Here is a 21,436-nt window from a genome sequence, read left to right as displayed (position 1 = left end):
ATTGGAGCCTCGATCATGTTTATTTCCTATGTTTCTAGTGGGAGCGAAAAATTGATATTTAAATTAATTGATAAAAGAACTGATAAATATATCTTTTTCACTGCAATGATTAGCCCTCTCACGTCTTCTTAGATAAGCTGCATTAACATTAGGAAGGTGGTTAAATTTTCCTGCATTCTGAATGTGTTCATTGTCATACAGTCCCTTGAAATATAGGGCTGCATTTTCCCAATCAATCACCGGCCGAGAATTTCTTTTTATCCCCGATTGAATAGACTTTAGGGCTTCTTCATTGAGATATCCAATAAAGAAGCCTCTTTTATTCATTTGTGCATCCTTGTTACTAATTCCCATTTTTTTTAGGAGACTCATCAATATAGCTGCAGTGGGTTTATTTTCACAAGAGTATAAGGTATTTGCTATTTCTTTAGATCTCTCACTTAAGAAGTCAAGTGCGTAAGAGTAAGAGTAAGCTTCACCATGGCTGCCGATATTTTTGACTCTATGCCAAAGAATAGAATTGCTTTTACTTGACTCATGATCTGAGTGCAATATTTTTTCCAATTTTATTCTTTGAAATGGAGTGCCTGTTAAACCCATGGATGTTGATGTGGTTATAATTGCCAAGTCAACATCTTCCTTGTCCTTCTTTTCCCATTTAATGCAATAATCGTCATAAACTACATCTGAGAAAGCAGAGATTGAGAGTAGCTTTGCTGCTCCTAATTTATTATAAGGGGGGAGGGCGCAGCATAATGATAAGTGCATCATTCGAGCTAAGCCTTTCTCTCTTATTAATTTATAATGTTGGCTGTTTTCCCAACTTAAAAATTTGTCTCTTTTACCCACAAAATACAATGGGCTAGAAAGAATGAGCATACCCATAGTTTTGATGTAATGGCCACTATGATCTTCAAGAATGAAAATATTTTCTCTGCCAATGGATTTCCTAGACTTAACTTTTTGATAGATGCGCATATATTCAATAAGATATGAATCTTTTTTGTTGATTAGGTTTTTATCATGAAGCAGAGGTCTTAATACGGGCACTATATTGTCAATATTGAAATCACTAAGATTCTTAATTAAATGCTGAGAAAGGTTTCCTTCAAGGAGTTTGATTTTTTCAATATTTTTAATGATGTATTCTCTATGGTTTTTATTATAGGCTTCTTTTAATTTCTCTTGCTCCTCTTTGAAATCCTTAAATTTTATTTTTTTTAACTGGAATGGTGGATCTGATTCTGTTCTTTCGAAAAAATCACCCAGATCATCAATAAAGCTATCAAAAAAATCATGCATACTATATTTCATGATTACTACCTTTAAGGTTTTTCAATTGCTGTTGTACCTCTTTTTCAATCTCAACAGGAAGATCGAATAATTTCAAAGATCCCTTCATTTTAATTGGCTTTAACCTTACTGGGTTTGATAGTAGAAATCCGTATTCCCCTTCGAACCACAACGAGTTATGATATTTAACGCTGTCAGTAATATTAACAACTCCAATGATGTAACCTTCAAGTGATAACTCTTCAAAAGGACGCAAGTTTATTTTCCTGTCTTCGACGAATTTCGAGAAGAAGCTGTCATCTCGTTTTAAACTTGAATGAATTGCTACCATCCCTCTGAAATTTGTTGACCAGTTACGGTTTTCAATGTCCTTTCCCTGTTCGAATATTGCATCAGCCCACGGTTGTCTAATACTTAAGCATTTAATCATTTTTAACTCATCATCCTCTTTTTATCTTATCGATAGATAATTCATCATGCCATAAATAATAAGCCCACGCGCTAACAACAACCCCTATTCCAATGCATGCGACTCTTATTGAAATAGGAGTGATTTCTAATGGGTGCCCACTATTCATTAGAGTTCCGGTTGATAATGCGCCATATGCAAATAAACAGCTAGCAACGACAGTTAAACTAATAGCAAGAAGAGTAGCTGATAATTTCTTCTTAACCTTAATGTTTAAGTAAACCTCAGGGCCAACCGGATAATCTTCTTCATCTTTATTTAAGGAGCTAGTTTTTAATCTTATTTCAGAGTTGATTAGTCTTAAGCTCAATGATGTAGGGATTTTTATATCGTAATTGCTATAACCTGTTGCTCTGCTGAGGATTCTTTCATTAATTAGGAAGGCATCTATATTTTTACTGCTAGTTAAAGTCAAGATGCGACGAACATAATTCTTTTTTGTTTTGTCAGCGTAAAATTGTATCTTAAAATCTAAAGTGCTCTGATCAGTAATTTTAATATAGCTAAAACTCTTGGATTCCGGGAGCTTGTCTAAATGTATATGAAGAGGTACGCTCTTTTTTTTATTTTTTTTAAAAGGAATGATGCTTTTTTCTTCAATGCTGATATTGACGATACGCCAGAAGGTGTCATCACAAAACTGAGTATTGCTCCTAGTTAAATATTTGCAAATGTTATCGAATGCGGCAGTTTCAAGTTCTTTTTTTTGGCTAAAGAATCCGTTTGTTATATAGCTCTTGCTTGTTAATATGAACTTCTCCATTGGGATTGACTGTTTGTCATATAAATCATCAACAAGATGTTTAGTGATTAAATTTTTTATATCGTAAGGGTATCCCAACAACTTAATATCCAAATAATATCTTATGCCACCATCAATTTCTAATTTTTTGCATAAAATTACTTCGCCATATCTAGTGAGCTTTTGAAATCTGTTCTGACTAGCAATTTTTCCCGTTTTGGAAAATTTGTAATCAGATTTTTTGTTTCTTGAATCTTGTACATAACATAAAACAACTCTTGTCTGAAGAAAATTTAGGCTCAAATCTTCAAGAACTTTAATGGCGTCTTCGCTGACATACTTTTCACCATAGTCATATGTTAATAGGCTGCCATATGGCAAAGCCAATAAGCTATGAACATCTGAGTAATAATCCGCATGCAGAGCTGTATCAAAAATTATCAAGTCGCGCATTTCGTTCCCTATGCGTATCACAACCATCTTTATAAAAGTACTATACTCGGGAGTACCCTTCGCGCGCAATGCTATCCCCGCCACGCCTGCCCGCTTTATGCATCGCTTTTCATGCATGTGCGTGTACCACCTCTGAAGGCGCCAGCTCTGGCCTTACAAACGCTCAGCGATCCAATTTGGATCATGCGGATTCATGCAAGCCACGCACTTTGACGCAGAAGCAAAAAGCCACCTGAAAGGTGGCTAGTGAACGGGAAGGGAAGGGGCAATTAATCATTCAGCCTGGCGGTATATGGCAGCTTCGAAAACAGATGTGTCGATTGTCCCTGCCATGTCGCTGATCATCGACAGTGCCATTTTTAATTCATCTTCTTTGCAGTGTGCGATCAGTGATACGTCAGCAATGAACTGGATGCGTGCAACCGTCTAGCTTAGATTATCTAGGTCCATCAAATGATTAACTTCTTCTAGTTAAAATATACTGTATGTATAAACAGTATCATGACGTTTTTGAATCGTAAAGAATCGTGTGGCTCAGATTAGTCTGACTGCCGTTTTATTAATCAGGCACAGGTATGCCGCTTTTTATCGCAAGAGCATTAAATCTTTTTAAGGGAGTAGGATTCTTGTTCCGTCTATGGAACAGATAGCCGCTTGTACCGCTCCAGTAAGAAAGCTCCCCAACCTTGATTGTATAGCCTTTCATCATGGCACAGCTTCGTCGTCGGACAGTGTTAACCAGGAGATCTCGAAGAAACTCTTTTTCAACGCCTCCCATTCTGTGCAATGACTCTCTTCAGGTGGGTATTTGTCCGGCTTAGGTTGCTCCTGCGCTGGCTTTTCTTTTAATCGCTTAATGATCCTTCTTCGCTCGGCACGAGTAAGGGGTTTTGTGAAATCGATAGCGGCTTCAGAGCCTGTCGGCTCCGTACAGTTATTGACAGAACTCCGAGAGGACGTGGACGCGTCCTTAAATTCAAAACCCAAATCAACGGCACGTTTTCCACTCTTGTCCTCTGGAAGAGGCCGCAACAAACTGAAGAGATTAACGCCTGTGTTTGCAGGCGATAATTATTTGCCCAACCAGCGTCCGGCCTGTGCAGACTCAATTAACAGACGAATAGTCAGCGGATCGTGCGGCGCGGTGAAATCTTCCGGGAAATATTCGGCAAACGTGATAGTACTGGGATTAATGCCAAATGTTTCAGCATACCGCTCTAGCAATTCATACGCGTCAAGAGGATCCATGCGAAAGTCATTGTTCAGATCGGTATCCAGTTCAAGCTTATAGCGTCTGAACGTAAACAAACTTCTGCCGTTATAATCTTCAACAAGCGCAAATACAGCCTTCTCTATATCCTCACTTACCATATCTTGTCTTCCTTATGAGCAATAAGATTATATTTACCGTAGTTTTCCAGCCAATTTCTGCCACATCAGCGGCTATAATTACCCAGCCTAAAACCGGGATTGTACGACCGACGAACGTCCCCAGCTTGTGAGTCATTAACATTTTAATTTGAAGAGTGTTTTTAGGGTTCTGTATCCACGTGGGTAAACTGAATGGAAGACGGTAATCACGTAACAGCTTTCGAGATTAGACTGAAGCATAAGAGGTGCCTTTACATGCTCCGTTTAGCTTACCTGATACGACGGAACCCACTTCCCGCTCGACATTAATCGTATATGCCCATTCTGCACATAACTTTTTTGCCCAGTTAATTATTCGCTGTAGTTTGTTAAGTCTCTGGAGGATATTCATGCGGTTTGTGACAGAAAGCGGACTGGTTCCTTTGGTCGCTCAGATCGTATCTGATGTTATTCTTTTCAGATTAACCGACGCATTCATAATCGTGTACTCCTGCTATTGCTGGCTATAAAAGCTAATGCCAGACTTCAGTTTTTAAGAGCGCGTTCCTGGCTGATAAATCTTTTTAACAGCTAATATCGTGATTACAGCCAAAGCGATGGAGAAAAGGGCTAAAAACAAAATCAGCGAGAGTAAGGGGTTGAGTATTCCCCCTAAACTTGTGAAATCGCTAATCCTTGCGAGCTGGTGAGGTGTTGATACCCGAAGGATTATCTCCGGAATAATTAGCACAAACATAATAACCACAAAGACATAAATCAATAATTTTTTTGCTTTTTTCATATTCATTCTTGCCCTTGATAGTGAACATGATCAAAAATCAGTTAAATGATACAGCATGGAGCTACAGGATGTCACAAACCTATTTGCAATTGAAAATGCAGGCTAACAAGCAACTAGCGATCGCGTTAACGAGATCACTTAATGACATCCATGCCGATCATATGTCGACAATTGAAAAATTAAAGTTGGGCGGACAAAGACTTATAAACTATGGATCATGTGTTGTCCCTGACTCATATTATCGCAGTTCGTGCCGTGACACATGGAAAGAGGACAAAAGGTTAGTTCTCGCTTTGGGTGAGATATATGCAAGAAATGATGTCAGTCTTGATATGGTTGAAATTTATTTTCGTAAAACACTAAAAAAGCTTGGGGATGAAAAAAGTAATGAGCTGGTGTCACGTGTTCAGCAACTGTTAGGTAAAGCAGCAGAACATGCTTCAACGAAAGCCAGTAAGTTGGCTCTATCACTGACTCTCGCTAATTTAGTCCTCGAGAGTGTCGATTTCAAAAAGAAACACATCAGACTTGTTAACTCTTTTTCTACCTGGTTTGTAAATGGCGCCACACTTTATGCTAATGCACAAATAGCCGCATCTGCTGCTAACAGGCTGAAGTTTCAAGATTCTTTATACTATCACTCTTTATGCCGGGAAAATCTTGAGATGCTTTATTTTCTTATTGAACCTCAAATGACAAAGATCATTTATCAGGTAAATTCGGGAGATAACAATCAGGTGAAAATTGCTGATGCTCTATATGGGATTCTGAATAAATGAAGCGTGCTATTTTATGGCTGATTCAGTCATTTTTATATTTAGTTCCTGCTGCAGTTATTGTGGCTGGCGTGTATATCTTCATCTGCTTTGTTCCGCAGTATGCAGCACTTCTTAGTTTTGCATGGGTTATCGTAGTTTCTTATGTGTATATTAAATTTAACCGATGGTATTGATAAAATCCTGACATATTAGTGAGCTTAAAATTTGAGTGGAAAAGCGAACGCAAAATAACCCTACTAGCTTAAGGTGCCCGGTCTGCATCCCAAAAACCCACTCCACTCTGCAAAAGCAGAAACAACCCTGCCAGCCTCGCACCCAAAGCTTACCTGTCATCTTGTCATCACCGCGGTTTGGCTTATCCTTAAAGCTTCAATCAAAAGGAGCATCGTTTATGAAAGCGGCAATTGCTAACAGTGAACACAAGGTTGAAGTGGTTGAGAAGACGCTGCGTCCTCTCAAAACGGGCGAAGCACGGCTCAGGATGGAATGCTGTGGCGTATGCCATACCGATCTGCATGTGAAGAACGGGGATTTCGGTGATAAAACCGGCGTGACGCTGGGTCATGAAGGTATCGGTATTGTTGAGGAAGTCGCGCCAGATGTGACCTCACTTAAGCCAGGCGATCGTGCCAGCGTGGCATGGTTCTTTAAGGGCTGCGGTCACTGCCAATACTGCAACTCCGGTAACGAAACGCTCTGCAGAGAGGTCGTTAATGCCGGTTATACCGTCGATGGCGGTATGGCTGAAGAGTGTATCGTCGTTGCAGACTATTCGGTCAAAGTCCCCGACGGGCTTGATCCTTACGCCGCCAGTAGTGTCACCTGCGCCGGTGTCACCACCTATAAAGCGGTGAAAGTGTCCGAGGTAAAACCGGGTCAGTGGCTGGCGATTTACGGTCTTGGCGGGCTGGGAAACCTCGCTCTGCAATATGCGAAAAACGTCTTTAACGCCAAAGTGATCGCGGTTGATGTGAGCGATGGGCAACTGGCACTGGCGAAAGAGATGGGTGCCGACCTGGTCGTAAACTCGGCCAGCGAAGATGCGGCTCGCTTTATTCAGGAGCAAACCGGTGGGGCGCATGCGGCTGTGGTAACGGCGGTTGCCAAAGCAGCGTTTAACTCTGCTGTCGATGCGGTCAGGGCCGGTGGTCGGGTGGTGGCTGTCGGACTGCCGCCGGAAGCGATGAGCCTGAATATTCCACGTCTGGTGCTCGATGGCATTCAGGTAGTAGGATCGCTGGTCGGGACGCGTAACGATCTGGCGGAAGCTTTCCAGTTTGCGGCAGAAGGGAAGGTGGTGCCGAAGGTGACCAAAAGGAAGATTGGTGAGGTCAATGCCATCTTCGATGAGATGATTCAGGGCAAGATCCGCGGCAGGATGGTAATCGACTTTAGCGGTCAGTCTGCTGAATAATCCGTGCTGATAATCGCAGAAGCCCGCGCCGTGCGGGCTTTTTTATGCCTGTAAGGCCAGTTCCCTCCCTCTGAATACGTAAGAGCACATTCCGTTAAAGCATTAATAAGCGCGGCTTTATGTTTCATGATGTGATTTTCACTTGAACTTTACCGGTAACATTATAGTTTATGGGGTGAAGTCTGATTACACACATCTGAAGGAGGGTTATTTATGGCTAAGCATCACTTACTCAAATCCATTGAAATTGCAGCGATTGTGCTGTTTGTCCTGATACTGGCGTATCTGGCGGTTACCGGTCTGCTTTCATCAACTGGCGTTGATCACGCCTGGCCGTATCCCAGTAAGTAATTGAGTGCCGCACCAGGGAAATTATAAATAATATAAATAGATAACTGATCCTGATACAGGACATAAAAAACCCCGCAATCGCGAGGTTAATCAGAGTCTACACCAGGCTCACCGAAAGCAGAGTCAGCTCTTCGGTTTCCAGCGACAGGCTTTTTTTGGTTTCGAACATAAAGGCTTCCAGCGCCTCCTCGACATCGTCGCCCTCGATAAAGGCGTGAGTCGTGACATGATTTTCACCTTTGGGCTTAATCACGTAAGAAACAAACCACTTCTTCTTTTGCATAATGCTTATCCTCTTCTGAATAGGTAAATGCCGCACACCGGCAATACTGAGCTTTCCCGCCAGCAGTTCAGCGGAACATGTACGGGTTCGGTCTGACAAAGACTAATCGAGCGGGGCCGGATGCAGCAGGTCGATCACGTCGTCAATTTCATTGCTGGCCGCATGACGATCAAGGGCAACCGCATAGTAGCGTCCCTTGCAGTAGTGCTTTGTTACCGCCACCCGATGGCCGGTATCGCTGTCAGCTTCACCGCCGGTCAGGGTCTGCAGGTGGGGCGGGATAACCAGCTCACTTTCGAGTTGTTCTGCTTCAATGATCACTGCGCCACCGTCGGTGGATAGCAGCAGATGCTGAATGCTCATGTTCTCTCCTCTGAGTCAGATTGCTAACCGGCAAAGTGTAGTTCACCTCAGCGGGTGTGCTGGCGACGGGCTTAATCAATGTCTGAGCAGGCTCGTTATCACAGCCAATTGCGCTTTTCCTGGCAAAAAAAAAGCCCCGGAGTCAGGGGCTTTTAAGAAAGGGATGGCCTGCCTTAAAAACTCAGCTGGTCTGATCGGCCAGCTTCGGCTTCAGCACGCGCTTACCAATCTGAATGCCGGGCTTCTCAACATACTTATAGAGTAAAGAGGCCAGCGCATAGGTCACCGGGATGGCAGAGACGCAGACAATCAGGAAGCGCATCATGTCGCTCTTAAACTCAATATCGGTGTGATTGAGCAGCAGTGCGATCAGCGGGATTACAATCAGCAGATGCAGCAGGTAGACAGAAAACGACACGTCGCCCAGCCAGGTGCTGAGACGGTTGTTCAGCAGCTTACGCGGCAGAGCAATCAGCGTTGCCATCAGGCTGCCCTGCGGGTATTGCCATAGAATCGCCGTCATACCGACGATCATCAGCGCCTCCATAATCACCTGCAGCTTAATCGCGCCCAGGCCCATCGCCACGCTGGCAACCGGGCCGAGCAGCGCAAAAGCGACGTAGAGCAGGGATTTACGGCGAATCGCCTCGGCCAGCAGCATCCCCGACAGGAACATATTCAGCTTTATCAGGATCATTGAAGGCATCTCAAACGCCTCATAATAATCTGCCAGCACATACCGGCCAGCGCAGCAGAGCGCCATGACGCCAATCAGCGAGGCGGCATAACCAAAGCGCAGCGTCACCAGCATGATGAACGGGAACAGCAGATAGAACTGCATCTCCAGCCCGATGCTCCAGTCAGGCAGCACGGTATTAAAACCATATTCGGGCAGCAGGCCGAACAGGAAACTGAAGTGGGTCAGAATGTTTGCCAGCGACTGGTCGTTGTAACGCGACGACTCAGTGGCGGTGCCGGAATAGAAATGAGCAATGGTGTCACGCATCTCGCCAAACCACGGGCCATAAATCAGGGCGATGATTAACAGCAGATAGTAGAGCGGGGCGATGCGGAAGAAGCGCCGGATCCAGAACTTCTTAATGGTCTCTGTGCTCTGCCACGGCTCTTTCTGCTGACGCTCGACGTAGTTTTTCGCCATCAGATAACCCGATAACAGAATAAACAGATCGACCCCGATGCCAGGGGATGAAATAAGCGTGATATGGCAATGAACCAGTAAGCTGATATGGCCAACTAATACCCAGAGAGAAGCGATGCCGCGTAATCCCTCCAGCTCCGTAGACCAACCTCGTGTTGCAGACATAACTATTCCTCGTTTTTATCCGACCTTCGGCGCTCACTAAGCCTCAAGGCAACAGATATGTAAACGGGCCTTTACAAAAGTAAGAAGATTCCGAGCACAGGTAAGAGGGAAAAATCAATCGAAACAGGGCGGGAAAGCACAGGAAGTTAAGGGCGTGCAGTGGCACACCCTTAATCAATATCACTGATTGAGATGGCCGATCAGGCCAGTTTTAACAGGATCATACCGGCCAGCAGCAGGGTCAGGCCGGCCCAGCCTTTGCGGTTCAGCCGCTGGCCAAACAACACCCATCCGGCCGCGACAGTGGCGATAATCCCAAAACCGCCCCAGACCGCATAGGCGATCGAGAGATCGATACCTTTAACCGCCTGAGCAAGTGCGCTGAACGCGAGCAGGACACAGCAGAGGGAAAGCAGACCGTAAAGCGGTTTCTTAAACCCATCAGAATATTTAAGGAATATGTTAGCGGCAATCTCCAGCACGATAGCCAGCGCCAGCCAGGACGCATGAACAAGATCAGCGATGAGCATGATTAACCTCCGCTGATGATTGGGTGCCGGTTTTGATCAACACAATTCCGACAATCAGCGTCACCAGCCCACAGACCTTCAGCGCTGACAGCGTTTCACCAAACAGCTGCACGCTGAATAACGTAATCAGCATGATGCCGATACCTTCCCACAGCGCATAAGCCACGCCCAGGGCGATACGTTTAATGGCGAAACTCAGCAGAATATAAGAACAGGCAATCATGCCCAGCATCATCAGGTAGCCGGAATGGCTGCCATTGAGGCTGGACCATTTCATAAAAAGGGTACCAATAATTTCCGTAACAATAGCGAGTGATAATAAAACCCAGGCGCGCATGGGTGCTCTCCAGCAACGATAAATGACGACCTGCAACAACGCACAATGTGCGGGCAGACTCAGAACAGTTCGAAGTGGTGAGGGGACTACAGGGCGTTACGCCAGTGCTGATCGGCGGCGTTCCAGCCAGAAAGGCAAGAGGGGGAATGCAGGGGGGTTGACATGAACATTCTGCTCATAAAATTTACAACACATCCACATTGTTGCTTCTCATCAGTGGACGGATAGTGCCTCCGGTTAAATAGACGCTGGATTTATAGCATTCTGCACATCACCAAATCAACAGCAGATGCTGCTTTGTTTGATGTCTGTTAAGGTTTGATGATTTGAAAAGGGTGACGTGTGGAAAAGGATCTGTGGTAAACCGTAATAAAAAAAATAGCCGGGCAATAAAAGTGCCCGGCTATTATTAAGTGACGCTGTCACGTATTATTCAGCGCGCTGCGGAACCGTGCGAACGGACGCATCACCCGCGACATAGTAAGCGGCGGTGCTGCGTGGCAACGGATCGCGACCACGAATCTTATCGGCAATTTTCTCGCCAATCATGATGGTGGTCGCGTTCAGGTTACCGGTAATGATCAGCGGCATAATCGACGCATCGACCACGCGTAATCCTTCCAGACCATGCACACGACCTTCGCCATCCACGACGGCCATCGGGTCGTTACCCATCTTACAGGTGCCGCATGGGTGATAGGCGGTTTCGCCGTGGTTACGCACGAACTCGTCCAGCTGCTCATCGGTCTGGCAATCCAGGCCCGGACTGATTTCACGGCCACGATACTTATCCAGCGCCGGCTGGTTGATGATCTGGCGCGTAATGCGGATAGCATCGCGGAACTCATGCCAGTCCTGCTCATGTGACATGTAGTTAAACAGAATGGCCGGATGACGACGTGGATCGCGTGACTTCAGGCGCACATGACCGCGGCTCGGAGAGCGCATAGAGCCGACGTGACACTGGAAGCCGTGCGCATCAACGGCGTTAGAACCGTTGTAGTTAATCGCGACCGGCAGGAAGTGATACTGAATGTTCGGCCAGGTGAACTCTTCGCGGCTGCGGATAAAGCCGCCCGCTTCAAACTGGTTGCTGGCACCAATACCGGTACCGTTGAACATCCACTCTGCACCGATTTTCGGCTGGTTCCACCACTTCAGGGCCGGATAGATAGAAACCGGCTCTTTGCACTCATACTGAAGATACATCTCCAGATGGTCCTGCAGGTTCTCACCCACGCCCGGCAGATCGTGAACCAGCGGGATGTCGAACTGCTTCAGCAGCTCCGGTGAACCCACGCCAGAACGCTGCAGGATCTGCGGCGAGGCGATAGCACCGGCACACAGCAGCACTTCACGGCGAGCGGTCACTTTATTAATGGTGTTGCTGTCGCCCTGCAGATACTCCACGCCAACCGCGCGCTTGCCATCGAACACAATGCGATCGGTGGTGGCATGCGTGATGATCTTCAGGTTAGGGCGGCCTTTGGCCATATCGAGATAGCCACGGGCGGTGCTGGAACGGCGACCTTTCGGCGTTACGGTACGATCCATCGGACCGAAACCTTCCTGCTGATAGCCGTTCAGGTCGTCCGTGCGCGGATAACCCGCCTGCACACCCGCCTCAATCATCGCTTCAAACAGCACGTTGTTGCCCGCTTTAGGCGTCGCGACGCACACCGGGCCATCGCCGCCGTGGAAATCATTCGGGCCGATATCGCGGGTTTCTGCTTTACGGTAATAGGGCAGGCAATCCAGATAACTCCAGTTCTCCAGACCCGGTTCGCTGGCCCAGTTATCGAGATCCATCGCGTTACCGCGGATGTAGCACATGCCGTTAATCAGTGATGAACCGCCCAGACCTTTGCCGCGACCACACTCCATGCGGCGATTGTTCATGTATGGCTCTGGTTCGGTTTCATACGCCCAGTTATAGCGTTTGCCCTGTAGCGGGAAGGCGAGGGCCGCAGGCATCTGGGTGCGAAAATCAAAACGGTAATCCGGGCCGCCCGCTTCCAGCAGCAGAACGCTCACGTTGCTGTCTTCAGTCAGACGGGTCGCCAGAACGTTTCCTGCGGAGCCGGCTCCAATAACAATGTAATCAAATTCCATTCGTCGTTCCTCAGGTTAAGTGATTAAAAGACTGACTGAAAACGCGTCAGCTCAACCTGCACGGACTTCACCTGGGTGTAGCTCTGCAGTGTCATCAGGCCATTCTCACGGCCAATACCGGAGTGTTTGTAGCCACCCACTGGCATCTCTGCGGCGGACTCGCCCCAGGTATTAATCCAGCAGATACCGGCTTCGATCTGATGAATCACGCGGTGTGCTTTATTGAGATCCTGCGTCACCAGTCCGGCGGCCAGACCAAATTCAGTGTCGTTGGCGCGGCGGATCACTTCTTCTTCGGTTTCGTAGCTCAGGATCGACATGACCGGTCCAAAGATCTCTTCACGGACAATCTTCATCTCATCACGGCAGTCGGTGAACACGGTCGGTGCAACCCACGCACCCTGGTCGAAGTCGCCACCGGTCAGACGTTTGCCGCCGCACAGGACGCGTGCGCCTTCAGCAATGCCGGACTCGATGTAGCGCATCACATTGTCGCGATGGCTGAAGCTGACCAGCGGGCCAAAGTTAGTGGCCGGGTCACGCAGATCGCCAGCCTGAATGCGGGCAACGCGTTCGCTGATTTTTGCCTCGAAAGCCGCCTGCAGTTTTGCCGGGATAAAGACGCGGGTGCCGTTGGTGCAGACCTGACCGGAACTGTAGAAGTTCGCCATCATGGCGATGTCAGCGGCCAGATCGAGATCGGCATCGTCGAAGATGATCAGCGGTGATTTACCGCCCAGTTCCATGGTGACCTCTTTCAGCGTTGAACCCGCTGCATTGGCCATCACTTTTTTGCCGCTGACAACGCCGCCGGTGAAGGAGACTTTGTCGATGCCAGGATGCTCGGTGAGCAACTGGCCGGTGACCGAACCGATGCCCGGCAGGACGTTGAACACGCCATCCGGCAGGCCCGCTTCGGTGTAGATTTCCGCCAGCTTCAGGGCGGTGAGCGGGGTCATTTCGCTGGGTTTGAAAATCATCGCGTTACCGGCTGCCAGCGCGGGTGCAGATTTCCACAAGGCGATCTGAATCGGGTAGTTCCAGGCACCGATACCGGCGACCACGCCCAGCGGTTCGCGGCGGGTGTAGACAAAGGAGGTTTCACGCAGGGGGATCTGCTGACCTTCCAGCGCCGGAACCAGACCCGCGTAATACTCCAGCACGTCGGCACCGGTGACGATATCGACCGCGGAGGTTTCACTGTAAGGCTTACCGGTATCGAGCATTTCCAGCTCTGCCAGCTCATCATTACGCTCACGCAGAATATCGACGGCGCGACGCAGGATGCGCGAACGCTCCATGGCGGTCATCGCGGCCCAGACTTTCTGGCCTTTTCTGGCGGCAGCAACGGCGCGATTGACATCTTCCTGGCCTGCGGCATGAACCTCTGCCAGCACTTCGCCGTTGACCGGGTTAATCGTCTGGAATGTTTCGCCAGACGCTGCGGCAACATAAGCGCCATCAATGTAGAGTTTCTGCTCGGTGAATCGGGACATGTTTTCTCCTTCCGTTATTCGTGCTCGCCAGCCAGTTGCTGACGGATGAATTGGGTGGTCAGTGTGAGGGCGATAGCAGGATTAAATGGCTTACCGCTCAGCGCGGCACGCAGCCAGAGTCCATCTATCAGGGCAGCCAGACCGTGTGCGGCTAGTCGCGCCTTTTCCAGCGGCAGTTCACGCCGGAATTCGACCACCAGCATTGAGTAGAGCCGCCGGCTGCTGACCCGCTCCAGGCGATTAAGCTGGGGCTGATGCATGCTGCTCGACCAGAAGTCGAGCCAGGCTTTCATGACTGCCGTGTGCACCTGGGTTTCATCGAAATTACCGTCAACAATGGCACACAGCCGCTGTTCTGCCGGGGCAGTGGCCAGCGGTTGTAACCGCGACAGGACCGCCTCGCGCAGTTGACGCGTCACATCACGCATCGTGGCTTCCAGCAAGCCGTTCTTATCTTTGAAATAGTGACTGATGATGCCGGTGGATACCCCCGCCCGACGAGCGATCTGGGCGATAGTGGCATCATTAATCCCCACTTCATTAATCGTGCTCAGGGTCGCATCAATCAGTTGCCGACGACGTATCGGCTGCATCCCTACCTTTGGCATAGCTCCAGCTCCACCCTCAAATCGAGCCCCTATTAAAACTTTTTTTGATTGCACGTTCAATATAAAAAGAAACTTTGTTAGGATGCTGTTCTCGAAATGTAGCCAAAGCGAAACGGCAATGAGTGCTAAAATAGGCTGGTTTGTCTGAGCGATTAACAGGAAGTAACAGAACGAAACAGGGCCGCACGGCTGGAAAACCGTGGACGGCAAGCCTTATCCATTGCGTATTTTCAGGACATTAACCAGAGGTAATCGATGAATAATCCACCTGCCGGTGAAAAAGACAGACTCAATCCCGTTGTATTTTATACCTCTGCCGGATTGATTCTGACGTTTTCACTTGTGACGATTCTCTACAGTGAACTGGCCGCGAGCTGGATCCTCAAGGCGGTAAACTGGGTTTCCGCCACCTTCGGCTGGTACTACATGCTGGCTGCCACGCTCTATATCGTGTTTGTGCTGTACATGGCCTGCTCACGCTTTGGTTCGATCAAGCTCGGGCCGGAGCACTCCAAACCCGAGTTCAGCGTGCTCAGCTGGTCCGCCATGCTGTTTGCCGCCGGGATCGGTATCGACCTGATGTTCTTCTCGGTCGCCGAACCGGTGACGCAATATATGCAGCCGCCGGAGGGCGCAGGGCAGACCCTGGAAGCCGCCCGCCAGGCGATGGTCTGGACGCTGTTCCACTACGGTCTGACCGGCTGGTCGATGTATGCACTGATGGGCATCGCGCTGGGCTACTTCAGCTATCGCTATAACCTGCCACTAACCATCCGCTCCGCGCTCTATCCCATCTTCGGTAAACGCATCTATGGACCGATTGGTCACACGGTAGATATTGCGGCCGTGGTCGGCACCATCTTTGGTATCGCCACTACGCTCGGCATCGGGGTTGTGCAGCTCAACTACGGCCTGAAAGTGCTGTTTGATATCCCGGAAGGCTTTACCGCGCAGGCTGCGCTGATTGTCCTCTCCGTGGTGATCGCCACTATCTCTGTTACGTCGGGCGTCGATAAGGGGATTCGTTTTCTCTCCGAACTCAACGTGATCATGGCGCTGGGATTGATTCTGTTTGTGCTGTTCTTCGGCAACACCGAGTTCCTGCTGAATGCGCTGGTGCTGAACGTTGGCGACTATATCAACCGCTTTATGGGCATGACGCTGAATACCTTTGCCTTTGATCGGCCGACTCAGTGGATGAACAGCTGGACGCTCTTCTTCTGGGCGTGGTGGGTGGCCTGGTCACCGTTTGTCGGCCTGTTCCTGGCGCGTATCTCACGCGGTCGTACCATACGTGAGTTCGTACTGGGCACGCTGATTATTCCGTTCACCTTTACGCTGCTGTGGCTGTCCGTGTTCGGTAATGCCGCGCTGTATCAGATTATTCATGGCAATACGGAGTTTGCGCAGGAAGTAATGAACCATGCGGAGCGCGGCTTCTACAGCCTGCTGGCGCAGTATCCGGCGTTTAAACTCAGTGCTTCGGTCGCCACCATCACCGGGATGCTGTTCTACGTGACCTCGGCGGATTCCGGTTCGCTGGTACTGGGTAACTTCACCTCGAGACTGAAAGACATCAACAGTGATGCACCGAACTGGCTGCGTGTCTTCTGGTCTGTGGCGATTGGTGTACTGACCCTGAGCATGCTGATGACCAACGGGATCACGGCCTTGCAGAACACCACGGTGATCATGGGGCTGCCGTTCAGCTTTGTTATCTTCTTTGTGATGGCGGGTTTGTTTAAATCTCTGAAAATTGAAGATCACCGTCGGGCCAGCGCCACGCGCGACACCGCGCCTTATCTGGCTCATGCGACCGATCGTCTGACCTGGAAGAAGCGTCTGTCACGTCTGATGAACTACCCTGGCTCGCGCTATACCCAGCAGATGATGGAAAAAACGATTTTCCCGGCGATGCAGGAAGTGGCAAAAGAGCTGGAACTGCGTGATGGCCGCGTGACGCTGGAAAGCGTTGAGGCAGATGAGACTAACCCGATTGGCTATCTGGATCTGCGCGTTCATCTGGGCGAAGAGCAGGACTTTGTCTATCAGGTCTGGCCGCAGCAATATTCGATTCCGGGCTTTACCTATCGCGCCCGCAGCGGTAAGTCGACCTACTACCGACTGGAAACCTTCCTGATGGAGGGCAGCCAGGGTAACGACTTAATGGATTACAGCAAAGAGCAGGTGATTATCGACATACTGGATCAGTATGAGCGACACCTGAACTTCATCCATCTCAACCGTGAAGCACCGGGCAGCAATATCAGCTTCCCGAGCGTGTAAATCCGGGCCCGTCAGTGAGAAATTGCTGGCGGGCTTTTTTTTGCCATCGGCTGGGTGCAATGCTCCGTCGCCTGCCGAAATCGTCTATCTTTAGGGCTTTGCTGGCCTGATGCCTGATAAGCATAGACAGGGAGTCATGATGGGAAAAATATTCAGTACGTTTCTGCCGCTTTACACGACCACGCTGCTGATGCTGCTGGGTTCCGGTTTGCTGACCACCTATGTCTCATTACGGCTGGCCAGCGAGCAGGTGAATGGCGCGCTGATCGGCTCAATCATTGCGGCCAACTACATCGGGCTGGTGATTGGCGGCAAAGTGGGGCACAACCTGATTGCCCGCGTCGGCCACATCCGCGCCTACGTGGCCTGTGCCGGAATCATTACCGCCTCCGTGGCGGGCCATGGGCTGACGGACTTTATTCCGCTATGGGTCTTTCTGCGTCTGATTATCGGACTCTGCATGATGTGCCAGTACATGGTGCTGGAGAGCTGGCTCAACGATCAGGCGGAGTCGTCCCAGCGCGGCATGATCTTCGGCTTATATATGGTCGCCACCTACCTTGGACTCAGTGGCGGCCAGGTGATATTGAGCCTGCAGTCGGGCTTTGGTGTCAGCACGCTGCTGATTGTGGCGCTCTGCTTTGCGCTCTGCCTGGTGCCGATAGCGCTGACCACCCGAACCCACGTCAGGCCGATGACGCCCGCGCCGATGGAGCTGGGCTACTTTATCCGCACCATCCCCAAACTGCTCGGCACCACGCTGGTGACCGGCATGGCGATCGGCGCGTTCTACGGTCTGGCGCCGGTTTATGGCAGCAGCAAAGGCTTCACCACCAGCCAGACCGGCTACTTTATGAGTCTCACGATTTTTGCCGGACTGGTGTCGCAGTTTCCGCTGAGCTGGCTGTCTGACCGTTTCGATCGTCAGCGACTGCTGTTCATCATTGCGATCCTGTTTGCCGTGGCCTGCCTGCCGCTGGTGGTGTTGCCGCATCTGACTTTCCACTGGATGATTGGCATCGCCTTTGCCGCCAGCATGATGCAGTTTGCGCTCTATCCGTTGCAGGTCGCGCTGGCCAACGATCAGGTTGCCGCCGAGCGCCGTGTATCCTTAACGGCCTGTCTGCTGATGGCGTTTGGTATCGGCGCCAGTATCGGGCCGCTGGTGGTGGGCGCGCTGATGGAGCCGCTGGGCAGCAATATGCTCTATCTCTTCTTTATGCTTTGCGCGCTGGTGATTGGCGGCCTCAGTTTTGTGCGTGCGCCGGGTCCGCTTCCGACCACCGAAGTGCCGTTGCCGCACGTGGTCATGCCTGACAGTCTGGCGACCTCGCCACTGGGTGCCGCGCTGATCCCGACGCTGGAAGAGGAGGTGATTCATGCGTCGATGGGCGGTCAGGAGCCAGCAGAGGAGGGCACGAATGACGATGACGCTGACGTCGAAGAGGTTCTGGCCGATGACGTTCCCGGCGATCAGCCACATAAATAGCCGTGGCGGGGCATGATGTCCCGATCTGGCACACACCTGTCCGGTTACTGGCTCGACATTCGGGCCAGTAACCGCGATGCTGAGTGTTACGCCTCTTCAGGAGTCACACCATTCAGGAGTCACACCATGCTGGAACTTCGCCCCAACTGTGAACGCTGCGACATTGATCTGCCGCCATCCTCTCTGGCGGCACGCATCTGCTCGTTTGAATGTACCTTCTGCGCTGATTGCGATGAGCATCTCGCGCATGTTTGTCCCAACTGCGGCGGTGAGCTGGTGCGCCGTCCGGTGCGTCCGGCAGAGAAGTTGCAAAAATACCCGGCTAAATTGCGCAGCTGATCCCAAATGACGACAAATATGATTCGGGCAGAATAGCCTGTCGTGCTTGATGTCGTTATGATGAATTTCGTCCCTGACAGAGCTAACACCTTAACTGAGTGCCGGAGATAAGCGCCGGGAGGGACGCACCTTTTACCCACCTTTTATCTCTCTTCGCCCTGAAGCCTTACTGATTCTGCTTCCCCCTTCGTCACACCGGTTAAGTCTAAGCACTGACTATACTCTGATGATATTTTCAGCAGAGAGGCCGGGTGCATCGATGTATTACCACGTCCTGAATGGCGCAGAGTGGCGACGGATCTGGGTGGTGGGCGATATTCATGGTTGCCGCCGCGAACTGGATGCGTTGCTGGAACAGCATCAGTTTGACCCGCAGCAGGATTTACTGATTTCGGTTGGCGACATCATCGATCGCGGGCCTGATAGTCTGGGTTGTCTGGCGCTGCTGGAAGAACCCTGGTTTCGCTGTGTGCGGGGGAATCATGAAGAGATGGCGCTGTCGGCGTTGCAGGAACAGGAGATGTCGCTCTGGCGGATGAACGGCGGCGACTGGTTCTTCCGGCTGCGCGGCGCAGCATTAATTGCGGCGCGTCACGCGTTGCAGCGCTGTCGTGAGCTGCCGCTTATCCTTCATCTGCAATTGGGTGTACGCATTATTGTGATTGCTCATGCGGATTATCCGGCTCAGGAATATGCGCTGAATAAGCCACTCGACTGGCAACAGGTGGTCTGGAGCCGTCAGCGGCTGGAGGGCATGGAGTCAGGGGACGAGGCGGGCATCCGTGGCGCAGATGCCTTTTACTTCGGTCACACGCCGCTGAAACAGCCGCTGACGATTGCCAATCTGCATTACATCGATACCGGCGCAGTGTTTGGCAATCATCTGACGATGCTGCAACTCAAGTGAGTTAGCGGAACAGGCGTCCGTCGCGCACCAGTTCGCGTGGATAACTGTTCTTGATGCGGGTGCCGACTTTTTTTGCCAGCCCCAGCGGCTGCTGCTGATAGGTCACAATCATCTCATTGTTCGCGGGGGCGGTTTCCGGATAGATATCCCGGCCGCGATACCACTCTTCTGCTTCTGTTGCCGTCAGTTCGAAAGTCTGCGTCGCATCAGGTTGTGCCAGCGCGATGACCGCTTCATGCTGCCAGCGATAGCCTTTAGCAAAGGTCTCTGCCAGCTTCAGGCCAATGCGCGAGAAGCGTACTTTACCCAGCAGCGGGGTGACGGCTTTAGGGAACAGCCAGATCTCTTTATCACGCTGCCATAGCTCCAGCGAATCATCCCATTTAATAGAGACTGCGGCGGCGGCCTGGGCGATCTCACTTTCCAGCTTGCGGCTGAGGTGTGAGAAGGGCAGCTTACCGACTTTGTAGCCCGGCACAGGGAGTGGCTCAACCGACGCGGTTTTACGCAGACGGGCCACGAAAAAGCCTTCGCTGTCGAACATCTGCGGGAAGACATGCAGATAACCTTCGGGTGTCGCCGCCTGTTCTGCACCCATAAATAGTCCATTAAGCGATACGACTTCCACCGCATCCGGATAGCGCTGCAGCAGCCAGTCAATGACCTGCTGATTCTCAATCTGATTCAGAGTACAGGTGGAATAAACCAGCGTGCCGCCGGGTTTAAGCGCGTGAAACGCACTGTCGAGGATATCGCGCTGAGTGGCGGCGATCTCTTCCGTGCTGGCCAGCGACCAGTTTTTCAGCGCATCAGCATCTTTGCGAATTACCCCTTCGCCGGAGCAGGGCGCGTCGAGCAGGATGGCATCGAACTGTTCCGGCAGGGCGGGCCCGAAGACCCGGGCGTCAAAGTGCGTTAAGGCACTGTTGCTGACCCCGCAGCGGCTGATGTTGGCGTGCAGCACTTTCACCCGGCTGGAGGAGAACTCGTTAGCCAGGATAACGCCCTTATTGCCCATCCGCGCAGCGATCTGGGTGGTTTTGGAACCTGGCGCCGCCGCCATATCCATCACCGCGCTGACCTCTGATTGCGCATCAAACAGCGCCGTCACCGGCAGCATGGAGCTGGCTTCCTGAATGTAGAACAGGCCGCTGAGATGCTCAGCGACGCTGCCCAGTGGCAGGCTCTCATCTTCCCGGCTGATCCAGAATCCCTCTTCGCACCACGGCACCGGCGTCAGCTGCCAGTCATATCCGGCGGTCTGGCTCAGGAAATCGGCCACACTGATCTTCAGGGTATTGACGCGAATACTGCGGCGCAGAGGCTGCTGACTACAGGCGATGAACTGCGCGAAGCTCGCCTCATCGGGCAGGCTCTGACGCATTAACGAGAGAAAATCGGCGGGGAAAAAAGAAGAAGCATCTGACACGGGCACATTCCAGTTAAGGCAAAGGCGGCAGTGTACCATGAGGAAAGAAAACGGGCAGCCAGGCTGCCCGTTTGAGGGTGTGAATAACGTGAAGGCTCATATTGGCCGCTCGGAATCCGCTTTTTCAGACGACTCAAAACGCAAAGCGATGGGAGCATACGCCTGGAGCAAAGCATCGCGGGCCAGGGACGGGCCGCGCTGAGCCTGCCTGGGATGGCGTCTTTTGCGTCTTTGCGGAAGGCGTATGCTCCCTGAGCCGGTGCTGATTTAAACGCTCAAC

At 50.5% G+C, this 21,436-nt stretch carries 21 protein-coding genes and 1 pseudogene; 7 read left to right on the top strand and 15 right to left on the bottom strand.

The window, feature by feature from the left end; translation table 11 throughout:
* Window positions 1-63: 63 nt before the first annotated feature.
* From ACN1CO_RS07140 to ACN1CO_RS07115, 6 genes and pseudogenes are all read right to left on the bottom strand, one after another.
* Complete coding sequence (locus ACN1CO_RS07140; RefSeq protein ID WP_419138399.1) at window positions 64-1,314, bottom strand: Druantia anti-phage system protein DruA; 1,251 nt, start codon at window positions 1,312-1,314, stop codon at window positions 64-66.
* Complete coding sequence (locus tag ACN1CO_RS07135) at window positions 1,304-1,723, bottom strand: ASCH domain-containing protein (RefSeq protein ID WP_419138398.1); 420 nt, start codon at window positions 1,721-1,723, stop codon at window positions 1,304-1,306. The genes ACN1CO_RS07140 and ACN1CO_RS07135 overlap by 11 nt, the downstream gene beginning before the upstream one ends.
* Before the next feature lie 10 nt (window positions 1,724-1,733).
* Entirely contained in the window at window positions 1,734-2,957 is a 1,224-nt protein-coding gene (locus tag ACN1CO_RS07130; protein WP_419138397.1) for a hypothetical protein, read from the bottom strand.
* Window positions 2,958-4,028: 1,071 nt separating this feature from the next.
* Window positions 4,029-4,328 carry a DUF1493 family protein gene (locus ACN1CO_RS07125; protein WP_137227734.1) on the bottom strand — a complete coding sequence of 100 codons (300 nt, stop codon included), beginning with the start codon at window positions 4,326-4,328 and terminating at the stop codon, window positions 4,029-4,031.
* A pseudogene (locus tag ACN1CO_RS07120) lies at window positions 4,322-4,608 on the bottom strand (STM2901 family protein); the annotation flags it as partial. The pseudogene ACN1CO_RS07120 and the gene ACN1CO_RS07125, both read right to left, overlap by 7 nt.
* A 252-nt stretch (window positions 4,609-4,860) precedes the next feature.
* Window positions 4,861-5,109: a hypothetical protein gene (locus ACN1CO_RS07115; RefSeq protein ID WP_083067871.1), complete on the bottom strand. Its 249-nt coding sequence runs from the start codon at window positions 5,107-5,109 to the stop codon at window positions 4,861-4,863.
* 68 nt (window positions 5,110-5,177) lie between these two features.
* Here ACN1CO_RS07115 and ACN1CO_RS07110 point away from each other — a divergent pair, with 68 nt between their 5' ends.
* From ACN1CO_RS07110 to ACN1CO_RS07100, 3 genes are all read left to right on the top strand, one after another.
* Complete coding sequence (locus ACN1CO_RS07110; protein ID WP_419138396.1) at window positions 5,178-5,888, top strand: hypothetical protein; 711 nt, start codon at window positions 5,178-5,180, stop codon at window positions 5,886-5,888.
* Window positions 5,889-6,279: 391 nt separating this feature from the next.
* The gene (adhP, locus tag ACN1CO_RS07105) at window positions 6,280-7,302 is read left to right on the top strand and encodes an alcohol dehydrogenase AdhP (RefSeq protein ID WP_010258714.1); all 1,023 of its coding nucleotides are present in this window, start codon (window positions 6,280-6,282) and stop codon (window positions 7,300-7,302) included.
* A gap of 213 nt (window positions 7,303-7,515) precedes the next feature.
* Complete coding sequence (locus ACN1CO_RS07100; RefSeq protein WP_010258717.1) at window positions 7,516-7,653, top strand: hypothetical protein; 138 nt, start codon at window positions 7,516-7,518, stop codon at window positions 7,651-7,653.
* Window positions 7,654-7,750: 97 nt separating this feature from the next.
* Here ACN1CO_RS07100 and ACN1CO_RS07095 read toward each other — a convergent pair whose 3' ends face one another.
* From ACN1CO_RS07095 to betI, 8 genes are all read right to left on the bottom strand, one after another.
* The gene (locus tag ACN1CO_RS07095) at window positions 7,751-7,936 is read right to left on the bottom strand and encodes a hypothetical protein (protein WP_010258724.1); all 186 of its coding nucleotides are present in this window, start codon (window positions 7,934-7,936) and stop codon (window positions 7,751-7,753) included.
* Between the two features lie 102 nt (window positions 7,937-8,038).
* Window positions 8,039-8,299, bottom strand: a complete 261-nt coding sequence (locus ACN1CO_RS07090) for a hypothetical protein (protein ID WP_010258727.1) — start codon at window positions 8,297-8,299, stop codon at window positions 8,039-8,041.
* Between the two features lie 181 nt (window positions 8,300-8,480).
* On the bottom strand, window positions 8,481-9,623 hold the full coding sequence (locus tag ACN1CO_RS07085) for an acyltransferase family protein (protein ID WP_419138395.1): 1,143 nt from the start codon (window positions 9,621-9,623) through the stop codon (window positions 8,481-8,483).
* 200 nt (window positions 9,624-9,823) lie between these two features.
* Window positions 9,824-10,153 carry a multidrug/spermidine efflux SMR transporter subunit MdtI gene (gene mdtI, locus ACN1CO_RS07080; protein ID WP_010258739.1) on the bottom strand — a complete coding sequence of 110 codons (330 nt, stop codon included), beginning with the start codon at window positions 10,151-10,153 and terminating at the stop codon, window positions 9,824-9,826.
* Window positions 10,140-10,490 (bottom strand): multidrug/spermidine efflux SMR transporter subunit MdtJ, encoded by a 351-nt coding sequence (mdtJ, locus tag ACN1CO_RS07075; protein ID WP_033779019.1) that lies wholly within the window; start codon window positions 10,488-10,490, stop codon window positions 10,140-10,142. The genes mdtI and mdtJ overlap by 14 nt, the downstream gene beginning before the upstream one ends.
* A gap of 429 nt (window positions 10,491-10,919) precedes the next feature.
* The gene (gene betA / locus ACN1CO_RS07070; RefSeq protein ID WP_419138394.1) at window positions 10,920-12,602 is read right to left on the bottom strand and encodes a choline dehydrogenase; all 1,683 of its coding nucleotides are present in this window, start codon (window positions 12,600-12,602) and stop codon (window positions 10,920-10,922) included.
* Window positions 12,603-12,625: 23 nt separating this feature from the next.
* The gene (gene betB / locus ACN1CO_RS07065) at window positions 12,626-14,098 is read right to left on the bottom strand and encodes a betaine-aldehyde dehydrogenase (RefSeq protein WP_419138393.1); all 1,473 of its coding nucleotides are present in this window, start codon (window positions 14,096-14,098) and stop codon (window positions 12,626-12,628) included.
* 14 nt (window positions 14,099-14,112) lie between these two features.
* On the bottom strand, window positions 14,113-14,706 hold the full coding sequence (gene betI / locus ACN1CO_RS07060) for a transcriptional regulator BetI (RefSeq protein ID WP_419138392.1): 594 nt from the start codon (window positions 14,704-14,706) through the stop codon (window positions 14,113-14,115).
* Between the two features lie 255 nt (window positions 14,707-14,961).
* On the opposite strand from betI, the gene ACN1CO_RS07055 reads away from it, so the two are divergent.
* The 4 genes from ACN1CO_RS07055 (at window position 14,962) to ACN1CO_RS07040 (ending at window position 19,727) form a co-directional block, all read left to right on the top strand.
* On the top strand, window positions 14,962-16,992 hold the full coding sequence (locus ACN1CO_RS07055) for a choline transporter (RefSeq protein WP_419138391.1): 2,031 nt from the start codon (window positions 14,962-14,964) through the stop codon (window positions 16,990-16,992).
* Between the two features lie 139 nt (window positions 16,993-17,131).
* On the top strand, window positions 17,132-18,481 hold the full coding sequence (locus ACN1CO_RS07050) for an MFS transporter (protein ID WP_419138992.1): 1,350 nt from the start codon (window positions 17,132-17,134) through the stop codon (window positions 18,479-18,481).
* Between the two features lie 126 nt (window positions 18,482-18,607).
* The gene (locus tag ACN1CO_RS07045; RefSeq protein WP_279767870.1) at window positions 18,608-18,820 is read left to right on the top strand and encodes a DUF1272 domain-containing protein; all 213 of its coding nucleotides are present in this window, start codon (window positions 18,608-18,610) and stop codon (window positions 18,818-18,820) included.
* 259 nt (window positions 18,821-19,079) lie between these two features.
* Window positions 19,080-19,727, top strand: coding sequence for a metallophosphoesterase (locus ACN1CO_RS07040; protein ID WP_419138390.1), 648 nt, complete (start codon window positions 19,080-19,082; stop codon window positions 19,725-19,727).
* Between the two features lies 1 nt (window position 19,728).
* On the opposite strand, the gene rsmF is transcribed toward ACN1CO_RS07040, so the two are convergent.
* Complete coding sequence (gene rsmF, locus ACN1CO_RS07035; protein ID WP_419138389.1) at window positions 19,729-21,195, bottom strand: 16S rRNA (cytosine(1407)-C(5))-methyltransferase RsmF; 1,467 nt, start codon at window positions 21,193-21,195, stop codon at window positions 19,729-19,731.
* Between the last annotated feature and the right edge of the window lie 241 nt (window positions 21,196-21,436).

The sequence above is a fragment of the Pantoea sp. R13S299 genome (assembly GCF_048515925.1).
Taxonomy (GTDB): Bacteria; Pseudomonadota; Gammaproteobacteria; order Enterobacterales; family Enterobacteriaceae; genus Pantoea.
The sequence above is the reverse complement of the archived record's forward strand: the minus strand, read 5'-3'. Positions and strand labels throughout refer to the sequence as shown.

Coding starts and splice junctions, on each gene's coding strand:
- rsmF (WP_419138389.1), bottom strand. CDS start 21,195: ATGGTACACTGCCGCCTTTGCCTTAACTGGAATGTGCCCGTGTCAGAT.
- betA (WP_419138394.1), bottom strand. CDS start 12,602: ATGGAATTTGATTACATTGTTATTGGAGCCGGCTCCGCAGGAAACGTT.
- adhP (WP_010258714.1), top strand. CDS start 6,280: ATGAAAGCGGCAATTGCTAACAGTGAACACAAGGTTGAAGTGGTTGAG.
- ACN1CO_RS07100 (WP_010258717.1), top strand. CDS start 7,516: ATGGCTAAGCATCACTTACTCAAATCCATTGAAATTGCAGCGATTGTG.
- ACN1CO_RS07095 (WP_010258724.1), bottom strand. CDS start 7,936: ATGCAAAAGAAGAAGTGGTTTGTTTCTTACGTGATTAAGCCCAAAGGT.
- ACN1CO_RS07110 (WP_419138396.1), top strand. CDS start 5,178: ATGTCACAAACCTATTTGCAATTGAAAATGCAGGCTAACAAGCAACTA.
- ACN1CO_RS07040 (WP_419138390.1), top strand. CDS start 19,080: ATGTATTACCACGTCCTGAATGGCGCAGAGTGGCGACGGATCTGGGTG.
- ACN1CO_RS07055 (WP_419138391.1), top strand. CDS start 14,962: ATGAATAATCCACCTGCCGGTGAAAAAGACAGACTCAATCCCGTTGTA.
- ACN1CO_RS07135 (WP_419138398.1), bottom strand. CDS start 1,723: ATGATTAAATGCTTAAGTATTAGACAACCGTGGGCTGATGCAATATTC.
- ACN1CO_RS07125 (WP_137227734.1), bottom strand. CDS start 4,328: ATGGTAAGTGAGGATATAGAGAAGGCTGTATTTGCGCTTGTTGAAGAT.
- ACN1CO_RS07085 (WP_419138395.1), bottom strand. CDS start 9,623: ATGTCTGCAACACGAGGTTGGTCTACGGAGCTGGAGGGATTACGCGGC.
- ACN1CO_RS07050 (WP_419138992.1), top strand. CDS start 17,132: ATGGGAAAAATATTCAGTACGTTTCTGCCGCTTTACACGACCACGCTG.
- betI (WP_419138392.1), bottom strand. CDS start 14,706: ATGCCAAAGGTAGGGATGCAGCCGATACGTCGTCGGCAACTGATTGAT.
- betB (WP_419138393.1), bottom strand. CDS start 14,098: ATGTCCCGATTCACCGAGCAGAAACTCTACATTGATGGCGCTTATGTT.
- mdtJ (WP_033779019.1), bottom strand. CDS start 10,490: ATGCGCGCCTGGGTTTTATTATCACTCGCTATTGTTACGGAAATTATT.
- mdtI (WP_010258739.1), bottom strand. CDS start 10,153: ATGCTCATCGCTGATCTTGTTCATGCGTCCTGGCTGGCGCTGGCTATC.
- ACN1CO_RS07115 (WP_083067871.1), bottom strand. CDS start 5,109: ATGAAAAAAGCAAAAAAATTATTGATTTATGTCTTTGTGGTTATTATG.
- ACN1CO_RS07140 (WP_419138399.1), bottom strand. CDS start 1,314: ATGAAATATAGTATGCATGATTTTTTTGATAGCTTTATTGATGATCTG.
- ACN1CO_RS07045 (WP_279767870.1), top strand. CDS start 18,608: ATGCTGGAACTTCGCCCCAACTGTGAACGCTGCGACATTGATCTGCCG.
- ACN1CO_RS07130 (WP_419138397.1), bottom strand. CDS start 2,957: ATGCGCGACTTGATAATTTTTGATACAGCTCTGCATGCGGATTATTAC.
- ACN1CO_RS07090 (WP_010258727.1), bottom strand. CDS start 8,299: ATGAGCATTCAGCATCTGCTGCTATCCACCGACGGTGGCGCAGTGATC.